The organism is Peribacillus sp. TH27, from assembly GCF_016650915.1.
GTDB lineage: Bacteria > Bacillota > Bacilli > Bacillales > DSM-1321 > Peribacillus > Peribacillus butanolivorans.
This window is the reverse complement of sequence record NZ_JAEKEV010000002.1, coordinates 4,049,520-4,071,235: the sequence shown is the minus strand read 5'-3', so window position 1 is coordinate 4,071,235 and position 21,716 is coordinate 4,049,520. Positions and strand designations below refer to the sequence as shown.

Annotated in this window: 18 protein-coding genes; 4 read left to right on the top strand and 14 right to left on the bottom strand. The window is 38.3% G+C overall.

Annotated features, from left to right (window positions below):
- Positions 1-67 precede the first annotated feature (67 nt).
- From JFU24_RS21010 to JFU24_RS20980, 7 genes are all read right to left on the bottom strand, one after another.
- A complete protein-coding gene (locus tag JFU24_RS21010) occupies positions 68-1,042 on the bottom strand; it encodes an ABC transporter substrate-binding protein (protein WP_201250401.1) in 975 nt (324 codons plus the stop codon).
- Between the two features lie 391 nt (positions 1,043-1,433).
- Entirely contained in the window at positions 1,434-2,285 is an 852-nt protein-coding gene (locus JFU24_RS21005) for an HAD family hydrolase (RefSeq protein ID WP_201186681.1), read from the bottom strand.
- A gap of 95 nt (positions 2,286-2,380) precedes the next feature.
- Positions 2,381-3,586 carry an IS200/IS605 family element RNA-guided endonuclease TnpB gene (tnpB, locus tag JFU24_RS21000; RefSeq protein WP_201250400.1) on the bottom strand — a complete coding sequence of 402 codons (1,206 nt, stop codon included), beginning with the start codon at positions 3,584-3,586 and terminating at the stop codon, positions 2,381-2,383.
- 249 nt (positions 3,587-3,835) lie between these two features.
- Positions 3,836-5,104 (bottom strand): PTS ascorbate transporter subunit IIC, encoded by a 1,269-nt coding sequence (locus tag JFU24_RS20995; protein WP_053347685.1) that lies wholly within the window; start codon positions 5,102-5,104, stop codon positions 3,836-3,838.
- 30 nt (positions 5,105-5,134) lie between these two features.
- Positions 5,135-5,401, bottom strand: coding sequence for a PTS sugar transporter subunit IIB (locus JFU24_RS20990; RefSeq protein ID WP_053347686.1), 267 nt, complete (start codon positions 5,399-5,401; stop codon positions 5,135-5,137).
- Between the two features lie 17 nt (positions 5,402-5,418).
- Positions 5,419-5,685: a PTS sugar transporter subunit IIB gene (locus tag JFU24_RS20985; RefSeq protein WP_056520029.1), complete on the bottom strand. Its 267-nt coding sequence runs from the start codon at positions 5,683-5,685 to the stop codon at positions 5,419-5,421.
- Positions 5,682-7,748: a BglG family transcription antiterminator gene (locus JFU24_RS20980; RefSeq protein ID WP_201250399.1), complete on the bottom strand. Its 2,067-nt coding sequence runs from the start codon at positions 7,746-7,748 to the stop codon at positions 5,682-5,684. Before JFU24_RS20980 ends, JFU24_RS20985 begins: the two co-directional genes overlap by 4 nt.
- Before the next feature lie 493 nt (positions 7,749-8,241).
- Here JFU24_RS20980 and JFU24_RS20975 point away from each other — a divergent pair, with 493 nt between their 5' ends.
- Together JFU24_RS20975 and JFU24_RS20970 are read left to right on the top strand one after the other, a co-directional pair.
- Complete coding sequence (locus JFU24_RS20975) at positions 8,242-8,601, top strand: hypothetical protein (RefSeq protein ID WP_201186685.1); 360 nt, start codon at positions 8,242-8,244, stop codon at positions 8,599-8,601.
- The gene (locus JFU24_RS20970; RefSeq protein ID WP_056520039.1) at positions 8,588-9,238 is read left to right on the top strand and encodes an O-methyltransferase; all 651 of its coding nucleotides are present in this window, start codon (positions 8,588-8,590) and stop codon (positions 9,236-9,238) included. Before JFU24_RS20975 ends, JFU24_RS20970 begins: the two co-directional genes overlap by 14 nt.
- 685 nt (positions 9,239-9,923) lie before the next feature.
- Here the strand turns inward: JFU24_RS20970 and JFU24_RS20965 are convergent.
- The 5 genes from JFU24_RS20965 to JFU24_RS20945 form a co-directional block, all read right to left on the bottom strand.
- Complete coding sequence (locus JFU24_RS20965; RefSeq protein ID WP_082527361.1) at positions 9,924-10,079, bottom strand: DUF1540 domain-containing protein; 156 nt, start codon at positions 10,077-10,079, stop codon at positions 9,924-9,926.
- 249 nt (positions 10,080-10,328) lie between these two features.
- Positions 10,329-12,122, bottom strand: coding sequence for a carbon starvation CstA family protein (gene cstA / locus JFU24_RS20960; RefSeq protein WP_201250398.1), 1,794 nt, complete (start codon positions 12,120-12,122; stop codon positions 10,329-10,331).
- Between the two features lie 140 nt (positions 12,123-12,262).
- Entirely contained in the window at positions 12,263-13,009 is a 747-nt protein-coding gene (locus JFU24_RS20955; protein ID WP_056520044.1) for a LytR/AlgR family response regulator transcription factor, read from the bottom strand.
- Complete coding sequence (locus JFU24_RS20950; RefSeq protein WP_201250397.1) at positions 12,981-14,765, bottom strand: sensor histidine kinase; 1,785 nt, start codon at positions 14,763-14,765, stop codon at positions 12,981-12,983. Before JFU24_RS20950 ends, JFU24_RS20955 begins: the two co-directional genes overlap by 29 nt.
- 351 nt (positions 14,766-15,116) lie before the next feature.
- Complete coding sequence (locus tag JFU24_RS20945) at positions 15,117-15,989, bottom strand: LysR family transcriptional regulator (protein ID WP_056520050.1); 873 nt, start codon at positions 15,987-15,989, stop codon at positions 15,117-15,119.
- Between the two features lie 138 nt (positions 15,990-16,127).
- Here JFU24_RS20945 and JFU24_RS20940 point away from each other — a divergent pair, with 138 nt between their 5' ends.
- Positions 16,128-17,093 (top strand): DMT family transporter, encoded by a 966-nt coding sequence (locus JFU24_RS20940; RefSeq protein ID WP_201186693.1) that lies wholly within the window; start codon positions 16,128-16,130, stop codon positions 17,091-17,093.
- A 36-nt stretch (positions 17,094-17,129) separates the two neighbouring features.
- Positions 17,130-17,285, top strand: a complete 156-nt coding sequence (locus tag JFU24_RS20935; protein ID WP_201250396.1) for a YrzO family protein — start codon at positions 17,130-17,132, stop codon at positions 17,283-17,285.
- 120 nt (positions 17,286-17,405) lie between these two features.
- Here the strand turns inward: JFU24_RS20935 and JFU24_RS20930 are convergent, their stop codons facing one another.
- A complete protein-coding gene (locus JFU24_RS20930; RefSeq protein ID WP_201250395.1) occupies positions 17,406-19,310 on the bottom strand; it encodes an endonuclease MutS2 in 1,905 nt (634 codons plus the stop codon).
- A 683-nt stretch (positions 19,311-19,993) separates the two neighbouring features.
- Complete coding sequence (locus tag JFU24_RS20925) at positions 19,994-21,712, bottom strand: adenine deaminase C-terminal domain-containing protein (RefSeq protein WP_201250394.1); 1,719 nt, start codon at positions 21,710-21,712, stop codon at positions 19,994-19,996.
- Positions 21,713-21,716: the final 4 nt, after the last annotated feature.

The window sequence follows — 21,716 nt, the reverse complement described above, 5'->3', positions numbered from 1 at the left end:
CCTAACAAAATTTATAACTAATAGAAAGAGAAGTAAGAATTAGATCTCTTACTTCGCTTTTGTTCCTTTATTTTTCATCTAGCATTTTTAAAGTGTCTTTAGCAATAGCCTCCGCGGATACAACACCACGGTATCTCGTCCATAAATCTCGATCAACACTATAAACTTGTCCGTTTTTTACAGCCTTTAGGTCTTTCCAAAGAGGATTGTCCTTCCACTCATCAGTAAGTAACTTACCCTCATTGTTCGCTAAAAGTAGCACATCTGGATTAATCTCGACAAGCTGCTCTAGATTCATCTCAGCATGTGGTTGTTCTTGCTGAATAGCATTTTTCAATCCCAGACGTTCAAGCAATTCTCCATCATAAGAAGAAGAAGTATGAGCTTGGAATGAAGTATCTCGAACAACTGCAGGTAAAACCGTCATATTTGAATTAACATTAAGCTTTGATTTAAGTTCCTTAATCGTTTTTTCATGCTCACTTAACCTTTTTTCTGCGGCCTCTTCCTGATTTACTGCTTTTGCAATCGTTTTAAAAGAATCCAAGTTTTCTTGATATGTAGATTCCCGACTTTTTAAGATAACGGTAGGAGCAATCTTCTGTAAATCTTTATAAATACCTTTATGTCGCTCAGCATCTGCAATAATTAAATCCGGCTGTAAAGAACTAATAACCTCTAAATTAGGCTGTTCACGTGTTCCTACAGAAGTATAATCTATTTCTTTACCTACAAGTTTTGTAATCATATCTTTTTTGTTGTCATCTGAAATTCCAATAGGGTTTATTCCTAGAGCATTTAAAGAATCAACGAAAGATAACTCAAGTGTAACGATTTTTGTAGGAGTATTTTGAATTTCTGTTTCTCCCATTTCATGCTTAATTGTTCTTATTTCTTGATTTTTTGTTTCGGCAGAATTCTGTTTCTTCTCTGCTTCTGTCGTTTTTTGAGAGGTATTACATCCTGTTAACAACATCATAATAGTAAATAACAGGATTAATATTCCCCCTCCAAATGTTCTTACTTTATTAAATCCTCGCATTTTTTGCACCCCTTGTGTCTTCTATACCTATTTAACTAATTCTCCAACGAGATAATCATAATTGAAAATGATTATCATTACTGTTGTTATGATAAAGTCAGGGATTGATACCGTCAATATTAAAAAAGTTTTGTGATTAAAAATCATTATGACCATTAAGACAACCTGCATGCATTTTATCGTTTACAGTTTTAACCACTGATTCGTGACGTAAACCGGTTAGATTATAAAAGAAAGGATTAGGCAAGGCTTGAAGTAGACCTAGAAATTCCGTAAAAAACCCTAACTAAAAGAGATAGTTAGGGTTTTTAAAGTTTACATAAGTCAGATTGATTGACACATAGAATAGATGAACGTTATGGGTACTTCCTCTACAGCAAGGGGTTCTTTCTTAAGGTAATTGAAACATTTTCTTCAAAAAGCGATACAAGCCATCTTCTCTATAAGAATACTCTGTCACTTCATCGGCTTGTTCTTTGACAAGGTCAGTGGCATTTTTCATGGCCGTACAATGCCCAGCGAGTTTAAATAGAGGGAGGTCATTTTCTCCATCGCCTACTGCCAGGATATTTTCCGGTGCTAGCTGGAAATGCTTCAGTAATATTTGAACGCCTGTTGCTTTTGAGACACCTTCCACAGTCACTTCCACGTTGTGATGCGTAGAAGAAGCAGTCGTAAAAGCATTATACTGCTTGATCTTTTCCAAATCTGCTTTCCATTTCCGAATGACATTCATTTCATTGCTGAAAAAGTAGATTTTGGCGACACTTTTTATATCTAATTGTTCTGACCAGTGGATTTTCCCATCCATTGCATCCTGTCTTGATAGCCATTCATTTTCTTCGACTGTTGCAGGCTTGGGCCCCAAACCCTGTTTAACCATAAAGACTTTATCTTTAAGTAATGCCATCCGTGATCCGTCGTTCGGATGAACTTCGTAATAAATCTCTCCCTCTCCTGCTTTGGCGACCAATTCTTCCACAAGTTCAGGCGACAGAGTGTGTTCGACAATCTGCTTCTTTCCAATAAATGCAGACATTCCATTCGCAGTTACCATTCCATCCACTTTCAAATCAGCCGGCAAAACGTCTCTTACTTCTTTTAACGTTCTTCCCGTTGCAATAAAAATCAACTTTCCACTTTCTCTAAGTTCGATTAAGTAATTTTTCAGTGTCTCATTCACCGTATTCATTTCATTCAGTGTCGTGCCATCCAAATCTAGTACAATTACTTTATAATCCATACCATCACCTCTTGAACTACCCACCACTTATCGACCTTATGGTCTGATTGAAGTGGGGGATTCCTAAGAACATTAGCCTATCGGCCAATTTTTAATTAGGCTACTCCCGTAGTTCCTACGGTTAGAAGCCTTATGGCTTCATTCATTAGATTGAGTCCTGCGTTAATATCTCGATCGTGGTGAGTAGAACAAAAAGGACAATCCCATTCACGAAGATTCAGATGTTTAACGTCTTTATTTTGGTAACCGCAGCTAGAACACAATTGGCTAGAAGCAAACGTTTTAGATACGGTCACGATTTGTTTACCATACCATTTTGCTTTGTATTCCAACATTTTTTTGAATTGGTACCAAGATACTTCACTAATAGCTTTAGCTAGTTTGTGACTTTTCATTATATTCGACACTTGAAAGTTTTCCATTCCAATAACATCGTGGTTTTTGATGATTTCGGTAGAAACTTTATGTAAGTAATCCATTCGGGCATTTGAAATTTTTTCGTGTAGGATAGCCACTTTTCGTTTTTGTTTTTGATAGTTTTTGGCTTCAGTCAATGGTTTATTTTGATTCAAGGCTATTTCTTGTCGCCTTGAAAGAATCCGTTGTGCTTTGGCCAATTTTTTTTCGACCGTCCGGAAGAATTTTGGGTTTTGATAGACCGTACCATCTGAAAGAATAGCAAAGTTCTTCAAACCAACATCTACACCGCACGAACGATTCGTTTTAGGAAGTACTTGTACATTGGTTTCGGCTAAAACGGAAATGAAATATTTACCCGAAGGGTTCCGCCTGATTGTGGCATTGATGATTCGCCCTTCGACTTCGCGGCTTTTAGCAAAACGAACTAGACCGAGTTTTGGCAATTTGATTTTGTTTCCAATTATTCCGATATTTCCATTCGTATGTTTAGTCGTGTAGGACTGGATAGGATTCTTTTTCGATTTGAAGCGTGGTGACCTGTTTTGCTTTTTATAATATCGACTATAGGAATCTGCTAGATTTTCCACCGATTTCTGTAAGGCAATACTGTCTACTTCTTTCAGGAAAGAATACTCTTTCTTTAAAGCTGGAAGTTCTTTGATTGTTGCGTATTTATTCAGAAAAGAACCTTTCCATTCATTAGAGGGTAATTGGCCGTTCTGCTTCATTTCTTCACAGATATACCAGTAGGCATCTTTCTCCTTTTGTTTGCCTAAAAAGAAGTTATAGACAAAACGGGAGCAGCCGATCGTTTTATTGATTAGAACTAATTGTTCTTTAGTTGGATAGATTCGAAATTTATAAGCTTTGTTTACGACCATTGGTTTCACCCCCTTATAGTTATTATTAACCAAGGAACATACGTTTGTCAAAAGATTACTTTGGCTTATGCCAACCGGCCATTCATCTCCCCCTTACCGTTGGGCTCTCGCCCTTCACACGCTTGAAGAGGGAGTCTTCTGGCGGGAAATGATAAATTTCTATTATGTAATAAAAATACCAACAGCCTACTATCTATAAGATCTTAGGCTGTTGGCAGATATATGATTTTTTCCTTATTCAATATCAGATTAAGATAATCCTAATAGTTTCATAATACTTAGAATTAAGAGACCAACCACACCGAAGTCTGAATCACCAAATGTGGTACCTTCAAACCCTACATCTCCTAAGAAGACCAAGAGAACCGCCGGCAGAAAACTAATAATGATTCCGTTGGCAAATGATCCTAGCATCGCTCCACGTCGGCCACCCGTAGCATTTCCAAATACACCGGCAGCTGCCCCGGTAAAGAAATGTGGTACGAGCCCTGGAACGATAACTTTTAATCCTATTGCCGGAAGAAGGAACATGGATAATAGTCCAGCTAAAAAACTGAATAAGAACCCGATGATCACTGCGTTTGGAGCAAATGGAAAGATGGTTGGACAATCTAACGCTGGCTTTGTATCAGGTGCCACTTTATCCGCAATCCCTTTGAAGGCAGGAACGATTTCAGCAATTAACATCCGTACCCCCGCAAGAATGATGTACACACCGGCCGCAAATGTAATGGCCTGGATGAATGAAAATACGATGAAGTTAGAACCACCGGATAGTTTCGTTTCAATATAGTCTTGACCCGCAAACAACGCAACAATCACAAAGAACAATGTCATCGTTAATGATACAGCGACTGAAGTGTCCCTTAAAAATCCTAAAGATTTAGGAACCTTAATCTGCTCCGTCGTCTTTTCCTTATTTCCAAACCATTTTCCAACAGTAGCGGAAACAAAATACCCGATCGTTCCAAAGTGGCCGATGGCAAAATCATCGCTTCCGGTAATCTTCCGTACGTATGGTTGAAGGATAGCAGGGAACAACACCATGCATACCCCTAATATAATAGAACCGACCAGGATAAGCGGAACACCGTTAAGCCCTCCGACCGACAGGGTCACCGCAATTAAACAAGCCATAAATAATGTATGATGGCCAGTTAAAAATATATATTTAAATGGCGTGAAACGAGCTAGTAAAACATTGACAACCATACCAAATACCATAATAAGTGCAGTCGAAGTACCAAAATCACTTTGTGCTGCTGCGACAATGGCCTCGTTATTTGGTATGACGCCTTGAACATTGAACGCATGATCGAACATTTGACTGAATATATCAAGGGCGCCAACAAGTACTGTCGCTCCCGCTCCAATGATAATGAAGCCCATAACTGTTTTTAGCGTTCCGGATACAACATCAGCACTGGACTTTCGCTGTAACAGCAAGCCAATGAGAGCAAACAGCCCTACTAGTATGGAAGGTGTACCTAAGATGTCATTCATGATCAGTTCCAGCATTGCCTCTCCCCCTCTTCATTCTGTTTTAAATTACAGATGTGACGCTAATTTCGATGTAATTTCAGGAATGCTCATCATGTTTTCCAGGGTAACAATCGTACGAGTCCCATCATCAAGCTGACCTACAATATCCGCTGCTCCAAGGAAAATATCCGCCTGTACCGTTTTTGCGGATGTTAGATCTGTATGATCTACCTCCGCCGTTTTTCCCATTTCCGTTAATGCCTTTTTCACATTCATCTCCATAATGAAACTGCTGCCTAATCCGTTCCCGCACACTACCATGATTTTCTTCATATCAATCTCTCCTTTTTTTATCCTAAATGCGACTCTAATTTAGATTTGATTTCAGGAATGCTCATCATATTTTCAAGCGTAACGATTGTTCGGGTTCCATCATCTAGCTGGCCTACAATATCCGCTGCTCCAAGGAAAATATCCGCTTGCACTGTTTTTGCAGATGTAAGGTCTGTATGATCTACCTCCGCTGTTTTTCCCATTTCCGTTAATGCTTTTTTCACATTCATTTCCATTATGAAACTGCTGCCTAATCCGTTTCCGCACACTACCATGATTTTCATTCCGCTTCCTCCTTTGAATATTTATGAACATACTCCATAAGTACAGATTTATCTGCAGTCTGTAAAATCTCCTCAATATTAGCTGGTTCATTCAATAATTGAGTGAGCTGAATTAATGCCCGCAAATGCGAATCGTTATCTACAGCTGCCAAAACAATAATCAGCCGGACCGGTTTATTTGGTGCGAAGTCCACAGGTTCGTCCAATTTCAATAGACTCATGGATAAAGAGCGAACTCCCTGCTCCGGACGCGCATGAGGTATAGCCACTCCAGGCGTGATGACCACATATGGGCCATTCGTTTCGATAGCCTCAATCATGGCTTCCACATATCGCTCTTCGACAGTTCCTAAATCCACGAGAGGCTTGGCCGCGACTTGAATGGCTTCTTTCCAATCTGAAACATGCGACTTTAATTGAATCGTTTGTATGTTGAGTAATTCTTCTAACACAGGCTTCTCTGCCTCCTTTAAAGAAAATTGGGTTACTTTTGGTGTGTGATTATACACATTTGATTGAAGTGCCTTTTCAAGCTGATCCGGTTCATGAATGGTTGCATACTTGGAAATGACTTTTAATAATGCTGCAACATCTACATTGTCCGTCGTATACCCATACAATTCCTGCATGACTTGCTGACGCAGCTTATGTTTGTCCTGCATTTCTAAAATAGGCGGTACAACAAATAAAGTTGCTTTTGTTCTCATATGCACCGTTGAAAAAACAAGATCGTACGACAGTTGATACTCAGCGGCATTTCGAACAGACAAAACATCCAGAAACAAAATATCCGGAAACAATTCTCTCAATGTATAAATGAGAATATTGCTGATTCCTATACCATTCGGGCATACAACAATCGCTCTTTTTCGATCATCCAATGTTGTCCCTTGCTTGCGCAGCCATCCGCCAAAATAAATAGTAAAGTATGCTATTTCTTCTTCAGATACTGAACGGCCAATCTCTTTTTCTAATAACCATAGAGATTTTTTGGTCAGATGATGCAGTTCAGGATAGACCTTCTGCACCCGTTCTGTCATCAGATTCATTTGTGGGAGCCCATATTTTAGACGATGATAAGCCGGTTTAAAATGAACGTACAATTGTTGGCATAGCTGTTCTTTATCATGTAAATGAACAAAAGCCAATCTCTCAAACTCTTCCACAATCTCCTGCAAAAGATGTTGAATGACTTCATCATCCTTAAGAGGGGAAATATCCTTCGTTCTATTCATACTTAGTAAATGTAAGGTTGCGTATAAATTTTCCGTTTCGCTCCATATTGATTGAAAAGCATCGGTTTTGGTCATTTCCTCAACCATTTTATATTCTTCAGTTGTAACAAAAGGCGCCCAGCTCTGATCAGATTGTAATTCTTCTCCTTTTCCAATGAGCTGATCTGTACATAAAAACAAATATGTCAGTTCATAAAGCCGCTCATCCGTAAAGGTAATGCCCAATTTACGCTCGATTCTTTCAAGCTGTAACCGGATTGAGCTTATTTGTTTTTCTTGATTTCCCCATATGCACTCCAAGATCAATTCACTATTTGGGCTGTTCAGTACATCATGTACGAGATGTTCGATGATATATCTCTTTAATCGACTTTCACCCTTCATCACGTAACCATCTTGTTTGGAATACTGGATCTTAAGCGCTATGTTCTTGTTTTTCTCCTTAAGCCGCTTTAAATCTTTCAACACAGTATTTCGAGAAAGCCCTGTGATCGATTGGAAATGATAGACCGATAATTCTTCCTGGCTTAGTAAAATCATGAGGTAAAATACTTTTTCTCTATCTGTCTCTGAAAATATATAATTGCGTTTTGTCAGTTTTACGTTCAATTCTTCATCTCTGATGTTTCCAGAAAAGGAATAGCCTGTTTCACGATTATATTGAATGGGCTGATATCCTTGAAATTGGAGCCAGTCATTCGCTTTATTCAGGCCATATTGTATTTGCCTTCTTGTCAGACCGGTTTGTGCTTCAAGTTCTTTCATTTTTGAAATGGGCGAATGCTGTAATAGTTTTAGTAAATTGGCGCTTCTTTCATCTAAAAACATTCTCTTATCCCTCTCCCTGCTTCTACGATATCTTACTTCTTATTGAAAATGAATCGTTTCTAAGTCCGATTGTTGTCACATGGACTGCACAACAATATACTCTATAAACATTTGTGCACATTACGGCATTCACTTGTTTAAGATTTTTTCGTTCATGTACGTATGTAGGTTTAATAAATAAGACGTATATTTTTTACTTCCCTTCACTAGACTACTATAGGATTATTCTATGGAATTCATTTAGCCTGTTACCATTACTTTTTATAATGATGTTTTTCCAGAAGATATAAACGGGTTCTTTGTTTACCTGGACCTTATAAATAAAAGAATTACATGTAAGCTTGAAGATCATACATTTCTTAATATTAAATTTACCAAGCATACCACGATATGCGTAAATATTTGAATCCAAATTGACAATATGTATACGATTGTATACAATAATAAACATAACGATATGTATACAATCGTATACACAGGAAGGGGTTTTATAATGAAAAATGAAAAATTCAAGGATTTCAAGAGAGAGGGACATCACCGTGGTGAGCATCACAAAGGAAAAGAGCATGGTTCACACCATCGTGGTCCAAAAACGTTTCGCCGCGGAAGGGCAATTGCTTTTTTAGAAATGATGAATCTTAAACGTTCAACCATCAAGGAGCAATTAGATAAACCAGAGTTTCAATCCATAAACCAAATCTTAGTCGGTGAATTGAAAGCCATTGATATGTTAATCAACGAATTTATTCAATTATTTGAAATACAAGAAAGTGAGGCAGCCGATAAGAAAAGTGAAGAAAAGGAAGCTTCCAATAATGATGAGAAAGGAATTGAAATGAATGAAACAAATTAACAGTTATATCGATTCATTGTTTTATACCCAAGATGCTCTTTTGGAAGAAGTCATTACGACCATACAAGAAAATGGAATGCCGTCCATATCGGTATCTCCCTCATCTGGAAAACTTCTTACCATGCTTATATCCATTTCAGGAGCTAAAAATGTTTTGGAAATAGGAGCTCTTGGGGGCTATAGCGGAATTTGCCTTGCCAGGGGATTCGGCAGCGAAGGAAAATTAACCTCCCTTGAATTAAAAGAGTCATACGCAAAGTTAGCTTATGCCAATCTATCCAAAGCTGGCTTTGGCGATCAAGTATCATATATGACCGGAGCAGCTTTGCAAAGCCTTGAAAAACTCGTTGGTGATAACAAGCGATTTGATTTTTTCTTTATAGATGCTGACAAGGACAATTATGAAAATTACCTGCAATATTGCATTAGACTGGCGGAACCGGGTGCTTTAATCGTCATGGATAACGTACTTGTGGGAGGCAGTGTGGCGGATCAGGATGCTGAACCTAAACATTATACTGCATTTATGAAGACATTCAATGAAACTGTGGCCAATCATCCTCAATTAGAATCCCTGCTTATTCCAATCGGTGATGGGCTGACCATTTCAAAAGTAATCGATCAAACTCACGAGTAAAACTGCTAAATTTACGAGTAAATTGCTCAAACTCACGAGTAAAACTGCTATATTCACGAGTAAAGTGCGAATTCACGAGTGAAACAGCCAAACTCACGAGTAAACAGCTCAAACTCACGAGTAAACAGCTCAAACTCACGAGTAAACAGCTCAAACTCACGAGTAAAACTGCTAAACTCACGAGTAAACAGCTCAAACTCACAAGTAAACAGCTCAAACTCACGAGTAAAACTGCTAAATTCACGAGTAAATTGCTCAAACTCACGAGTAAAACTGCTAAATTCACGAGTAAAGTGCGAACTCTGAGCAAAACGGCCAAACTCACAAGTAAACAGCTCAAACTCACGAGTAAAACTGCTAAATTCACGAGTAAATTGCTCAAACTCACGAGTAAAACTGCTAAATTCACGAGTAAAGTGCGAACTCTGAGCAAAACGGCCAAATTCACGAGTAAACAGCTCAAACTCACGAGTAAAACTGCTAAATTCACGAGTAAACAGCTCAAACTCTCGAATTTATCGCCCAAACTCGAGGATATCGCTCAATCTCTCTAATATTTCGATCAATCTCACGAGGTCATGCAGAAAAAATAAAATGAATTTCTATAATCTTGAATGAAAATGATAATTGTTATCAATAATATAAATAAAGAAGGGTAACCAGTATGATGGTTACCCCCGATGATTTAAATTTCTGGATCAAATGTTTTGCAATCAGTTTCTTCGCTATTAGATGCTTGTTTCCCTTTATTACTAACTACATAAATAGCATCAGCACTACATTTGTTTCCAGAATCCCAAAATTTACAATTATTCACTTCACATAGAACATCTTTTGCCATAGTATCACACCTCCTCATTTGTTATCATTAACAAAGTTGGGGTTATTGATACTTTCCTTTTTCAGGCTCAAGTTCCTTTACTTTAAAATAAATGTCATGAATCGGGAAATAAAAGCTTTTTAACCGATATACTGTTTAGATATTTTAGACATTAGGTCGTTTTTTTTCTGTTCACAATATTCTTTTGAAGTTGATTGGATATAAATGAATCTAAAAAACCCGGGCAACTTTCGCCCGGATTCTTTAACATTATGCTGACTTTTCCAAAAGTTCGGCTTGTGGGATCTTCCAAAGCTCCCGCCATTTTTTCAAGGCTGAAATAAGAATGACTAATCCTAGGCATAACATGGTGATAGATAATACACCATTTAAGATACTAAATCCTGCAGATTCTGGATTTAAGTATACGTTTCTTACCATCCAGTACCCCGCTACATTAACCGTTACATATAAGTAGGCAAGAGGTACGAGGCATGTCCATATATACCAACGTTTGTCTGCAATTTTTAAGACGACAGTCGCACCGATGATGAGTCCAATCGAGGCCATAAGCTGATTTGATACACCAAAGAGTGCCCAAATTGAACCAATGTCACCAGAGTAGAGAAGATAGCCCCAAATAAAGCAGGCTAACGCACTGGCGAAGATGTTACCCGGTAACCAGTCGACTTTCTTTAATGGTTTATAAAACTCTCCGAAGAAGTCCTGGATTAAGTAACGGGCAACACGTGTCCCAGAGTCGATTGCGGTTAGTATAAAGACCGCCTCGAACATGATGACGAATTGGAAGAAAAATGAAGCCAACTTGTCAAAGAAGGGAATTTCGGTAAAAATATAGGTCATCCCAACAGCAAGTGTAACTGCCCCACCTGTTCTTCCCTCAAGATTAATGCCAATTTCCTCACTAAGTTCGTTAAGATGTACGGTTTCCATGCCTAATGTTTGAAATACTTCAGGTGAGGAGTTAATGGCAAAATAATCGCCTGGTTGCAGGGAAACTGCAGCAATCAATGCCATAATGGCAACTACACATTCTACAAGCATCGCACCGAAACCAACGGATTTTATATCACTCCAGCGATTTAACATTTTTGGAGTTGTGCCTGATCCAACAAATGCATGGAATCCTGAAATGGCACCACAGGCAATGGTTATTGAAATAAATGGCCAAACCGGACCGGCAACAATCGGACCTCCGCCATTAATGAATTCCGTAACCGCAGGAAATTGTATCTCTGGATTTACCACGAAAACGCCGATTATCAATGCGGCAAACACACCAATTTTCATAAATGTACTCAAGTAATCACGCGGTGCGAGCAGCAGCCAAACCGGTAATGCGGCTGCGAAGAAAGCATAGATTGGTAGAATAATAGCAAGTGTGCTTGCTTCTAGTGTCAATAATTCCCCAAGTGCTGTACCTTGAATGTTAGGCCCAAGTAAAATCCCGGCCATAATGAGCCCGAACCCGACAATGGTGGCACCTTTTAGATTGCCAGTTTTTTTATGGTAAATCCCAACACCCATTGCGATAGGAATTGTAATCCCAACAGCAAAGGTCCCCCATGGGTTATTTTCTAAAGCATGCAGAACGACCATTGAAAGTCCTGCCATCGTAATAGTAATGATAAAAAGCATCGCTAGTCCTGTACAGAAGCCTGCTGCAGGTCCAAGTTCTTCTTTCGCTACTTCCGATAGGGATTTACCGTCTTTACGCATGGACGCAAAAAGCACCACGGCATCATGGACGGCTCCCCCGATTACAGCTCCGATTAAAAGCCATAATAAACTTGGCAAATAGCCGAATTGTGCAGCCAAGATGGGGCCCACAAGTGGACCAGCAGCTGCAATGGCTGCAAAATGGTGGCCAAATGCCACCCATTTATTTGTTGGTACATAATCTTTTCCATCTTCTAATTTATGAGCCGGAGTCGGCTTAGAATCATCGAGCTTTAACACTTTGAGTGCTATGAATGTCCCGTATAAACGGTAGGCAATCATTAAAATACAAATGGAGCCTATGACGATTGGAACCGCATTCATTTTTGAACCCCCTCTATTTCTTACATCGTAAAATGATGATATCACAATGAAAGCGGATTCAAATGGTTTTCAAGTTATAATGCAAATAATGAGGGATGGGTTGCAAAATAAAGAAGTTAAAATGCAGAATTGTTAAAATATTAAAAACCAATAAGCTGCTTTAGCTCTTTCACATATGTGCGACTTACTGGAATGTTTGATCCATCACTCATAATGAGGTTATAAGTCGAGTTGAACCAAGGTTGTATTTCTAATATATGGACAATATTTACAATGAAACTGCGATGCACGCGTAAAAAAGAGCGATTGTCGAGCTTCCTTTCAAGCACAATGAGAGGGTCACCTATTTTATATTCATTATCCTCGGTTTTAATGATTGTCTTTCCTTCTATGAATCCTAAAAATATAATGTTGTCCCTATCAATCAAGACAATCCGATCATCTATTACAACAGCCAATTTACTTGTTTGTTCAACCGCGGTTCGATTATCAGGAGATTTTATCCTAGATTCGTCTTCCCCGATCTTATGGAGTTTCATAATTTTATCCAAAGTTTGACGAATTCTTTTTTCATTAAATGGCTTTAATAGATAATCAAAAGCATATAATTCAAAGGCTTGAAGGGCAAACTCGTCATAAGCCGTCGCAAAAATAATCGAAGGCGCAGGGTCTAGTTCTACTAATTGTTTAGCCAATAGTAAACCATTTCCCTCCGCAAGCTCAATATCCAAAAAGACAAGATCAGGATTCAATCGAGGGATATCCCTCATGGCTTCTTCTATCCCATCAGCCTCGCCCACAACTTCAACCTGTCTGCTTCTCTTCAGAAGATATTTCAATTCATCTCTTGCCAGTGGTTCATCTTCTACGATAAATGCTTTCATCATCGTTGACATATACTCCTTTTTCGTTAAGTGGGATTGATATTTTCACTTGTGTTCCATGACCAGTTTCACTTTCAATAGAGAGGCTGGCATGACCATTATATATACCTTCTAGCCGTTCACTGATATTATAAAGGGCGGTTCCTGTTCCTTTATTAGATTTTACAGCATGTTTACCTAATTCATCTAATTTCTCGCTTGAAATCCCTTTCCCGTTATCTTCTACAACAATACACATCATTTCGTTTTTAAAATATACATGAATGATAATTTCAACATTGCTCTTCACATGTGGAAAGGCATGGTGTATCGCATTTTCAACAAGTGGCTGTAACGTAAATGGAGGCAACAGAACTTCTTTAAGACTTGGCTCAATTCGATACACGATATGATATTTATTTGGAAATCGGGCCTGCTCTAGTGATAAATAAGCGTTGACATGCTCTAATTCTTTTTCAAGCGGAATTAGTATTTGACGAGCACCTTGTAAATTGCTACGAAAAAAGGCACTTAGCTCCAACAATAAATTTCTTGCTTTCTCTACATCAGTCCGGCATAAAACAGATATCGTGTTGATCGCATTAAACAAGAAATGAGGGTGGACTTGGGCCTGTAAAGCCTTGATTTCAGCATCTTTTAATAATTTCGTTTGCATTTCCGCTTCGGCTAGTTCCAATTGTGTGGAAAATAGTTTCGCCAATCCCTCAGCTAACTCTTGTTCTACTTGGCTTAATTTATCGGGATGCTTGAAATACATCTTCAAAGTTCCGACCGTTTTCTGTTGGACTTGCAATGGCAGGACTACGGCAGCTTGCAATGGACAAAGTTCATGGAAACAATAAATATCCTTTCTTGTTTTAGCTATAATAATTTTGCCTTGTTCAAGGGCTTTTCTTGTTAAGCCTGTAGCTATTCCCTCCTTTGGGACATGGTGATCAGAAGCAGCACCCACATGAGCAAGGACACTGTGTTCATTGGTTATGGCCACAGCGTCGGCTTCAGTCAGCCCCAAAATGATTTGTGCTATTTTCTTACAGGAAGTTTGATTTAATCCTTGTCGGAAATAAGGCAATGTCTGATCAGCAATCAAAAACGCAAGGTTCGTTTGTACAGCCCGCGTCCGTGCTTCATCCCTCATAGTGGATTGAATGATGAGCATAAATAGCAAAGTGCCAAACCCGTTGATAATAATCATAGGGAGTCCGATTACTTCTACGAGCTCCCACGCCCTTTCAAATGGTTTAGCGGTTAATAGTATAATGACCATTTGAATCGCTTCTAAGGCCATACAAATAGGAAGAGCAAACCAGGGAGTGATCATCCCATACTTTCGGCGCCTATTACCTAAAAACCCCGATAAGACTCCAGCCAAAATTGCTGCTATCGCACAAGCCCCCGCTGTAAAACCTCCAAGAGAATAACGGTGCAACCCTGCAATCAAACCGACACCTAAACCAACAAATGGTCCCCCTAGCAAACCACCGATTGCTACTCCCATGATCCGCGTATTCGCAATAGCGTTATCGGGAGCTATCTCAGTATGCCAAACACTTTCTGGTATTACATGATTCCCAATTTCGACTCCTGTATAGTTACTTATAATTCCGAATGCCCCAAAAAGTGCTATGAGCATGATTTTCTTTGACATTTGATGTTCATGACCAATCATTTGCCGAAAGGGTTTCATATAAGAAAGCAGGAATGCAGCAATCACGATGATCCCTACTTTTTCAATCAACGACGGTAATAATAGAACCAAATCATTCACCCCTTTTCTGGCTTTTTCATTCATCTTACAACAGCAAAGAAATCATTGTCGAATCTGGTTTTACGTTAGCTACTTAATAGTCATAGGGACTCCCCCATGAACCTGAGACCAGTTATTCCTTGGGCACACGCGTTTCCTAACTTCCTAACTACTTGTATACATAAAACTCCTGCTAGTATTTTTGGAATGGAAAAGACGATTTTACCTAATCCAAGGGGAAAATCGTCTGTTTGCTATTATTTCTTGCATGTTCGGGACAGGCCCAAGTTTCAGCGATCCTTAATCATTCTATGTAAAGAGATATGATTTCATATTGGCTCAGGAATGGTTCCAAGCTTTTGATTAAATCTGTTTAACCGTACATTCATGATGAGCTTCAATTGTTTGTAAGAAGCTTTGCATGGAGTTTGTCAAATAAGCATCTTTACGGTGAATGAAGACAGTCGAAATATTGCCGTACTCTTCTGGAATTGCATGAACATGCACATTTTCATTGGCTGCAAGGTGATTTACCGCTGATTGTGGTACGAGGGTTATGCCAAGGCCGAGTGTTACGCTGGTTAAGATGGTCTCTAATACATTGAACTCCATAATCCTTTTAGGCATCACTTCTTCTTCTTTCAACCATTGTTCTAGTTTAGAGCGATATCCACACCCCTGACTGAATACTAAAATTGGTTCTGTTAAAAATTCTTCAAGGTTTAATGTTTCATTTCTTGTAACTAAAACAAGTTTTTCTGTACACACATCGTATTGCTGAATGAGTGGATGTTTAATCGGTCCTGTAACAAATGCGCCATCTAGCCTATGATCAATAACATCTTTAATTAAATCCTCTGTTAACCCAGCCTTTATGGATAAATCGACATTTGGATACTGTTTATGATAAGAGGCTAGAATCTTAGGAAGACCGCTGACCGTTTCAACTGTACCGATGTTCAATATCCCTGTAGGTGTTTCACTATCCAGGAATACTTGCTTGAGTTCTTCCATATCAAGCAAAATCTTGTTTACATACTCCAGCATTTTTCGTGCCTCTGCAGTTAAAGACATACCACGTTTATGCCTATTGAATAAAGGCGTCCGTAACTCATGCTCCAGATGCTTAATCCTCGCCGTTACATTGGATTGGACGTAATTTAACTCAACAGCTGCCTTACTTATGCTTCCATATTTAGCGACACACTGGAATATTTGCAAATCCCTCATTTCCATATAAGTGACCCCCCTTTCCAAAATATCATTAATAATGATGGTTATATTCATTTTAAGTCATTTTACATGATAATGACTTTATCATAAGGTGTGTATAGGAATTTAATCAATCATTATTTTTTTGAGGGGAAGCTTTTAATGAAGAAAAATCAAGTTTTAATCGGTGCACTTTTATGTTTGACAGCCAGTATTTCTTGGGGAGCCATGTTTCCAGTTGCAGAAAGGGCACTAAGATATATTGATCCTATTTATTTCTCTTTTCTGCGATATTTAGCTGTTAGCATAATTTTAGGGATATTGCTTTTAATTAAAGAGGGAAAGAAGTCTTTTTGCTTGGAAGGTAAAGGAAAGAATTTATTGTTTTTTGGAACGATGGCGTTTACAGTATACAATTTTCTCATTTTCTCAGGTCAAGACTTACTGGGCCATAACGGGGTAATTGTTGCTTCCATCATGGAATCATTAATGCCTATGATTTCAATTATGATAATGTGGGTTTTCAAAAATGCAAGACCCATGAAATATACCATCGCCAGTATGCTCCTTGCCTTAATAGGGGCCATTCTTGTTATTACCAATGGAAACTTATCATTCCTATTTTTATTGAAAGACAGCATCATTCCTATCCTTTTCATTCTTATTGGGGTTATAGGATGGGTTATATATACGATGGGCGGCAACCAGTTTAGTGGATGGTCAACACTCCGCTATTCGACTTTAACGTGCATTTTAGGAACATCTGTATCAGGAATCATAACATTCTTTGCAACTGTACTGGGCCTGTCCGTCCCTACAGCAGAGGTTATTGAATCCATTTATGGTGAGATGATTTTTATGATTATTTTCCCCGGTGCCATAGCACTATTAAGCTGGAATTTAGGTATTAAACTTTTAACTCCCATTAATGGAATTCTATTTATCAATGTAGTTCCGATAACCACGTTAGTCATTGTTTTTATCCAAGGGGGATCACTTACATCATTCGAATTACTGGGAACTTTTTTAGTGATATATGCATTGATTCAAAACAATTATTATCAAAGAAAAAACTTGCCTTCCCAAGTTGAAGAATTGAATCCAAGGAAAGTAAAAAGAATCGCTTAATTATAAAGGTACAAAACATCAATTGGGAGGACAACAATGGATTACTTATCGCTTATGATAATCTTTGGATTAGCTGTACTATGGGAATTGGCAACGATTAATAAGAATGTGAAAAAAATGAATAAGCAAAATGCAGAATTAATTAATCTATATAATGATAGTGTAAAAGAAATCAGTAATAATCAAAAATAGACTTTTGGCAGTGCCTGTAAGCAAAAGTACACGAATAATATGCAAAAAAGCCTATCATTTAGAGGCTTTTTTGCACTTTGGTTTGATATAAAATGGTTTATCTACTGTCTCATGACCGTACTATTCACCAAGTTTCTTCCGTATATCCGCTGCTACATTCTTCAACGCCTTTTTGGATCCTCTTTCAAGGTCCCGCTTCAATTTCCTTTCTTTGTAACTGACAAATAAAGAATTCAGGTCATAGCCTTCAGGATATAAATCGCTGGCTTTTATTTCAAGCTCCATTCTATTAACGTGAACCTCTATGAATGTATCTTCGAAAAGCACAACTACATTATTGTAAGAATCCATTTTTTTATATACAATGCCATAACCATTCAGTTCAGTTAACTTTACCTTGTCTCCAACTTCAAATTCATACAATGCTTCCTTTGGAACTGCCGCTACTTTCGGTTTTTTGATTTTACCTTCTTGGATACGGTTCAAGTCATAGTCTTTATTCTCGATATAAAGCGTTGCCTTTTGCAAAACCTTTTCGCGCACATCCATTTTTTTTGCTATCCAAAGGGCGTTACTTTCCCCGGATTGACCGATCAAAAGCTTATACTTTGGCTCTAGTGTTTCACTATTGAACTGCATGGCAGCATTCATAAAATCACTGTGTATTTCCGAATAGCGTTTAATTTCACCATAATGGGTTGTTGCAACTGTTATGCAGCCCATTTGATAAAATTCCTCGAGTATTGCAATAGCTAGAGCTGCGCCTTCATTCGGTTCCGTCCCGCTCCCTATTTCATCGAATAACAGCAATGAATTATTGGTTAATGCTCCCATGATTTCTGAGATGTTTTTCATATGTGATGAAAAAGTACTGAGTGCATTTTCAATACTTTGATTATCGCCGATATCGACAAATACTTGATCAAAGACTGCAAGTTCCGTCCCCACGTTTCCTGCAACATGAAGCCCTGACATAACAGCCAATGTAAGGATACCGATTGTTTTCAGGACCACTGTTTTACCGCCGGCATTAGGACCTGTAATAATCAAGCTGCGATAGTCCTTACCAATCTCAAAATCCAAAGGTACGCTATTTTGGGGTAAAAGAGGATGTTTACAACCTTTTAACTGAATATAACCATGATTATTTATTTTCGGTTCAATGGCATCCATGCTTTTACTGAACTTTGCTTTTGCGAAAATCATGTCGTATTGACTGATTAGTTCTATATTTATTTTTATTGGTTTCAGTTCCTCGTAAATCGTGCCGGTTAGAGTTGCTAAAAGTTGATACACTTCCATCGATTCTTCAGCTTTTAAACTTGCTAATTCTACATTTAATTTGGTCACAGATGCTGGTTCAATGAACACTGTTGCCCCTTTAGATGATACTTCCACGATTGTTCCAGCCACTTGATTTTTATAAGAAGCTTTAATCGGGATCGTAAAGCGATCATCTTTTTTACTGATAAAAAACTCCTGAATGAACTCTTTGTTCGCCCCACTCTTTAAAAATTTATTTAAGCGTTCCTCTATTTTACTTTCTGTCTTAACTATTTGGTTTCGAATGCGCTTCAAATCCTTACTCGCTTCGGAAACAACCATATTTCCTTTTATAACGAATTGAATATCTTCTTCAATACTCCTGAATTCAGTCATGGAGTGAGCATAGGCATGCAATGTGGGTGCGAAGAATTCTTTATCTTTCATAAATTTCTTAATATTCCTGCAGCCTCTTAAAAAATCTGCTATTGCAACTAACTCTGATGGTTCTAAAATCATTCCTTTTTCTAGCTTTTCAATTTGGTATCCAACATTAGATATGCCTTTTAAGGGAATATGGTTTTCAGCATTCAGTAAATTCCTCGCCTCAGTCGTCTCGTTTAAACGAATTTTAACCACATTCAACTGAGTACTTGGCTGAAGCCGATCCAACAACGCTTTTCCTAAACCACTTATGCAATGTTTTTTTACCATTTCTTTCAGTTCTATATATTGTAATTTTTCATATGTCATCTTATTCATTATGATTGCCTCCTTGAATGAGTGAGAGATTAAAAATCCTTGATTCCAAAAAAATGCCCGCAAAAGTCCTCCTACCTTTACAAATGAACAGGCTGCATTGACAGCCATTCATTTGAGTAGAAAGCTCCTGCGGGCATCGGCCTTATAGATAATAAGGACCTTTATCGATAACAAAATCGGCAGGTCAAATAGACCTACTTACAACGAAAAAGCATGGCAGGACAAATCCCACCATGCTTTTCGTCGTAACACCTTTATGTTACACGATTATGGAAAAGGAAGCAGTCTTAAGGTAGGTATTTACAGTGCATATTTACACTGTAAAAAAAGGCACACTTAATGCACTGATAAACCAGTGATTAAAAAACCTTATTCAACTAAATTAGTTGATACCTACTCCCGACATAAAACACCACACCTTTTCTTAGATTGGAAAAATTATACCATATCAGTAAAAAAGAGTCAATGAAATTCAATAACCATTCAGATAAAATATTTATCAGCTTAAATTGGCAGCTGGATAGGAAAGCCAAATATTCAGGCCAAAAAACTGATGCAGTGCAAAAATTATCAAAAATACAATACTGGATTAAAAAGAGAAAAAACTGAGCCAACCCCACTTTACATGGTTTTTGGTATCAGTTTTTTCCCTGATTTAATGTAGAAAGGATTTATATACTAAACTAATCCTCATCACTTACTATAAGAGGGACAATTTTCCCTTCATTTACGTTGATTAATCCATGGTCAGTTATTTTTAGAGCCGGGCTGACAGGAAGCGATAAAGTGCTCAATGACATAATTACATTGTAATGTTCATATCCTAACGACTTAAGAGCATTAGTTAGATGCTGAACCTGTTCCGATACAATGTCTAATGGCTCTTCCGAAAGAATTCCTCCTACCGGGAGAGGAATCATGGAAAGGACTTTACCATCTTCTACGCAACAGACTCCGCCTTGCTTCCTTATTACTTCGTTTGCGGCAATCAGCATATCCTGCTTATTGCGACCAATCACCAATAGATTATGGTTATCATGGGAATAGGTGGTGGCGACTGCTCCCCGCTTTAAAACATCCCCTGTGATTAACCCATGCGCACGATTACCGTTTTTTCCGTATCGTTCAAATGTTGCGATTAAACCGTAAGAGCTTTCTTCCCAGCATAACTTACCATCTCTTATATCAAGCATATCATGTGTCTCACTTGTAAAAGTTGAACCATTCTGCACGTTTATAATGCGGCATTTGCAGCGGTCATGCTTGTGTGAAAGTGGGACATCAAAATCGTCTTCTGTAAGTGCTTCAAGCTTCACACTTTGATAAAACGCTTCAGGGAATTGTCTCTCCTTTACTACCTGCACATATGGCTGTGAAGATTCATAAACAAGCTCACCTTTTTTGTATACCTGTTCAATGTCAAAGGTTTCCAAGTTTGATACAAGCAGAAAATCAGCCACTTTCCCTGGTGCAATGGTACCCCGGTCATACATTCTCATCCGCTGTGCAGGTGTGTAAGTGCACGCATAAATAGCTTTTTCCGGGGACAAGCCCATTTGTATCGCTTTCTTTAATAGGACATTGAGATGTCCTATTTTTTGAAGAGAGTCAGTCATAACATCATCGGTGACAAAGCAGAAATGTTCATCTACTTGTTTTTCCTTTAAGTAATCGATAACTTCTTTAGTCATTGATTTTTCTTGAATCTCAAGAAACATTCCAGCAGCAATCCTAGCATCCATTCCTTCCACTGTTTGGTGGGTGTGATCTGAATTTACTCCGGCATATGCTATCTTTTGTAAGTCTAAATCGAGCAGTTTTGGAACATGCCCCTCTATTATTAAATCGGGATAACGAGAACGGATATGAGACAAAATCTGATTCGTTTTACAATCCGGGTCGGAAATAATCTCATAGTAGTTCATGATTTCACCCAGACATTTAATGTCTTCTGTTTGGATCAATTCATCTATGTCGCTAATTTCAATAGAACCGCCTGTTGTTTCCATCGACGTCGCAGGAACAGAACTCGGGATTGCATAAAACATATCTGCTACGCAATCTTTACTCGCTTTAATCATTTCCTTAACACCTGAAATTCCGAATATATTGGCCATTTCATGTGGTTCCGGCACGATCGTTGTCACGCCATTCTTGATTAACCCGTAGGAAAACGTGGACGGCGTTACCATCGTACTTTCAATGTGTAAATGGATATCAATCAGACCTGGAACCATATACTTACCATGCCCATCAATAATCTGATCCGGCTGGAAGGTATCTATTTCCCGATCTCCAATATAATAAAACTTCCCGTCTTTGATAGCTGCATTTCCTTTAATAAATCTTTTAAAATAGCTGTTAAAAACGTAGATATCTCTTACCAGCATATCTATTTGCATAACT

Coding starts and splice junctions, on each gene's coding strand:
- JFU24_RS21010 (WP_201250401.1), bottom strand. CDS start 1,042: ATGCGAGGATTTAATAAAGTAAGAACATTTGGAGGGGGAATATTAATC.
- JFU24_RS20995 (WP_053347685.1), bottom strand. CDS start 5,104: ATGCTGGAACTGATCATGAATGACATCTTAGGTACACCTTCCATACTA.
- JFU24_RS20925 (WP_201250394.1), bottom strand. CDS start 21,712: ATGCAAATAGATATGCTGGTAAGAGATATCTACGTTTTTAACAGCTAT.
- JFU24_RS21005 (WP_201186681.1), bottom strand. CDS start 2,285: ATGGATTATAAAGTAATTGTACTAGATTTGGATGGCACGACACTGAAT.
- JFU24_RS20940 (WP_201186693.1), top strand. CDS start 16,128: ATGAAGAAAAATCAAGTTTTAATCGGTGCACTTTTATGTTTGACAGCC.
- tnpB (WP_201250400.1), bottom strand. CDS start 3,586: ATGGTCGTAAACAAAGCTTATAAATTTCGAATCTATCCAACTAAAGAA.
- JFU24_RS20980 (WP_201250399.1), bottom strand. CDS start 7,748: ATGTTTTTAGATGAAAGAAGCGCCAATTTACTAAAACTATTACAGCAT.
- JFU24_RS20945 (WP_056520050.1), bottom strand. CDS start 15,989: ATGGAAATGAGGGATTTGCAAATATTCCAGTGTGTCGCTAAATATGGA.
- JFU24_RS20930 (WP_201250395.1), bottom strand. CDS start 19,310: ATGAATAAGATGACATATGAAAAATTACAATATATAGAACTGAAAGAA.
- JFU24_RS20935 (WP_201250396.1), top strand. CDS start 17,130: ATGGATTACTTATCGCTTATGATAATCTTTGGATTAGCTGTACTATGG.
- JFU24_RS20990 (WP_053347686.1), bottom strand. CDS start 5,401: ATGAAGAAAATCATGGTAGTGTGCGGGAACGGATTAGGCAGCAGTTTC.
- JFU24_RS20985 (WP_056520029.1), bottom strand. CDS start 5,685: ATGAAAATCATGGTAGTGTGCGGAAACGGATTAGGCAGCAGTTTCATA.
- JFU24_RS20965 (WP_082527361.1), bottom strand. CDS start 10,079: ATGGCAAAAGATGTTCTATGTGAAGTGAATAATTGTAAATTTTGGGAT.
- JFU24_RS20975 (WP_201186685.1), top strand. CDS start 8,242: ATGAAAAATGAAAAATTCAAGGATTTCAAGAGAGAGGGACATCACCGT.
- cstA (WP_201250398.1), bottom strand. CDS start 12,122: ATGAATGCGGTTCCAATCGTCATAGGCTCCATTTGTATTTTAATGATT.
- JFU24_RS20955 (WP_056520044.1), bottom strand. CDS start 13,009: ATGATGAAAGCATTTATCGTAGAAGATGAACCACTGGCAAGAGATGAA.
- JFU24_RS20970 (WP_056520039.1), top strand. CDS start 8,588: ATGAAACAAATTAACAGTTATATCGATTCATTGTTTTATACCCAAGAT.